Raw genomic sequence first — 2,782 nt, forward strand, 5'->3', positions numbered from 1 at the left:
CCCCGCCGACGATTCGCCCGGCGACCTTTGATCAACCGCGCGGTACTAGGCTTGACGTGCTGCGCAACCGAATGTCATCACCGTCACACGTTCCGCGAGGCGTCCTACCGACGCGCCCGCGACAATTTGGAGGCTCGTCCCACCGTGACCGCTCAGCTTGATTCCGCCGCTGCCGCCGACATTCCGGAGTTGACCACCGCCCGCGTGCCCGACGACTGGTCGGAGTTGGACAGGCGGGCGGTGGACACCGCGCGGGTGTTGGCCGCGGATGCGGTGCAGAAGGTGGGTAATGGGCATCCGGGGACGGCGATGTCGTTGGCGCCGTTGGCGTACACCCTGTTTCAGCGGGTGATGCGGCACGACCCGGCGGATCCGCATTGGGTGGGTCGGGACCGGTTCGTGCTGTCCGCGGGGCATTCGTCGCTGACCCTGTACATCCAGCTGTACCTGGCCGGCTTCGGCCTTGAGGTGCAGGATCTGCAGGCGCTGCGGACGTGGGGGTCGCTGACCCCTGGTCATCCGGAGTATCACCACACCAGGGGGGTGGAGATCACCACCGGCCCGTTGGGTCAGGGCCTGGCCTCGGCGGTCGGGATGGCGATGGCGTCCCGCCGGGAACGGGGCCTGTTCGACCCGGACGCGCCGGCCGGGCAGTCGCCGTTCGACCACTTCATCTATGTGATCGCCTCGGACGGCGACATCGAGGAGGGCGTGACCAGCGAGGCGTCGTCGATCGCGGGCCGGCAGCAGCTGGGCAACCTGATCGTGTTCTACGACCACAACGACATCTCGATCGAGGACGACACCAACATCGCCCTGAGTGAGGACGTGCCCGCCCGGTACGAGGCGTACGGGTGGCATGTGCAACGCGTGGAGGGTGGGGAGAACGTCACCGGCATCCTGGCCGCGATCGAGAACGCGAGGGCGGTCACCGACCGGCCGTCGTTCATCGAGCTGCGCACGATCATCGGGTTCCCGGCGCCGAACCTGATGAACACCGGCAAGGCGCACGGCGCCGCCCTGGGTGACGCGGAGGTGGCCGCGGTGAAGAAGATCCTGGGCTTCGACCCGGACCGGGACTTCCAGGTCGACCCGCAGGTCATTGCGCACACCCGGCGGGCGCTGGACCGCGGCAAGACCGCCAAGGCCACCTGGCAGACCGGCTTCGACGCCTGGGCGGAGCGGGAACCGGACCGCAGGGCGCTGTTCGACCGGATCATCACCCGCCGGCTGCCGGACGGGTGGACCGACGTGCTGCCGTCCTGGGAGCCGGATCCGAAGGGCCTGGCGACCCGGGCGGCGTCCGGCAAGGTGCTGAACGCGTTGGCGCCGGTGCTGCCCGAGCTGTGGGGCGGGTCGGCGGACCTGGCCGAGTCGAACAACACCACGATGGCCGGCGCGGACTCGTTCGGCCCGGTCGACGCGGCCACCAAGCACTGGAACGCCCACCCCTACGGGCGGACCCTGCATTTCGGGATCCGGGAACACGCGATGGGCGCGATCCTGTCCGGGATCGTGATGCACGGCCCGACCCGCCCCTACGGCGGCACGTTCCTGCAGTTCTCCGACTACATGCGCGGCGCGGTCCGGTTGGCCGCGTTGATGGGCGCCCCGGCGATCTACGTGTGGACGCACGACTCGATCGGCCTGGGTGAGGACGGCCCCACCCACCAGCCGGTGGAACACCTGGCCGCGCTGCGCGCCATCCCCGGCCTGAGTGTGGTCCGGCCGGCCGACGCCAACGAAACCAGCTTCGCGTGGCGGGCGGTGCTCGAACGGCAGCACGACTGGTTCGCCGGCCCGGTCGGGCTGTGCCTGACCCGCCAGCCGGTGCCGGTGCTGGAGGGCACCTCGGCCGACGGGGTGCACCGCGGCGCCTACATCCTGGCGGACGCCGACGGACCGCTGCAGGTGATCCTGCTGGCCTCGGGCAGCGAGGTGCAGATCGCCGTGGCCGCGCGGGAGGCGCTGCAGGGTGAGGGCATCGGCACCCGGGTGGTGTCCGTGCCCTGCCTGGACTGGTTCCAGGTCCAGGACGACGACTACATCGAATCGGTGCTGCCGTCCGCGGTGAGCGCCCGCGTGTCGATCGAGGCCGGCATCGCGCAGCCCTGGTGGCGCTGGCTCGGCGCGCACGGCCGCCCGGTCTCGCTGGAGCACTACGGCGCGTCCGCCGACTTCAAGACCCTGTACCGGGAGTTCGGCCTGACCGGCGACGCCGCGGTCGCCGCCGCCAAGGCCTCGCTGGCCGCCGCCCAGGCGGGGCGGGGACCGACCAGCGCCCCGAACGCGCAGGCACTGGACCACGCCGGGGTCGACGACCCCGTGCACGCGCCCGACAAGAACTGAACACCCCGAACACCTGCGTCGACCGGCACGGTCGGCGGAAAGGATGACGATCATCATGACCACAGCCCACAACTCCGACCGGCTGGCCGACCTCACCGCGCAGGGGGTGTCCCTGTGGTTGGACGACCTGTCCCGGCAACGCCTGCAGTCCGGCAACCTGCAACAGCTGATCGACACCTGGCACCTCAGCGGGGTGACCACCAATCCGAGCATCTTCCAGGCCGCCCTGGCCGACGGCGCCGCCTACCAGCAGCAACTCGACGAGCTGGCCGCCCGCGGCGCCTCGGTGGACGACACGGTCCGGGAGGCCACCACCGACGACGTGCGGGACGCCTGCGACCTGTTCACCGGCATCTACCAGGCCACCGGCCATGTCGACGGCCGGGTGTCGATCGAGGTCGACCCGCGGCTGGCCCACCAGACCCGGGCCACC

General features: G+C 70.9%; 2 protein-coding genes. Both read left to right on the forward strand.

The genetic code is table 11. The annotated features are described in order from the left end of the window. Positions 1 to 144 precede the first annotated feature (144 nt). A complete protein-coding gene (gene tkt, locus VF468_28855; GenBank protein HEX5882297.1) occupies positions 145 to 2,349 on the forward strand; it encodes a transketolase in 2,205 nt (734 codons plus the stop codon). A gap of 55 nt (positions 2,350 to 2,404) precedes the next feature. Beyond that, positions 2,405 to 2,782: transaldolase family protein (locus VF468_28860; protein HEX5882298.1), on the forward strand; the 378-nt coding region annotated here is incomplete at its 3' end.

The sequence above is a fragment of the Actinomycetota bacterium genome (genome assembly GCA_036280995.1).
In the GTDB taxonomy this organism is placed as follows: domain Bacteria; phylum Actinomycetota; class CALGFH01; order CALGFH01; family CALGFH01; genus CALGFH01.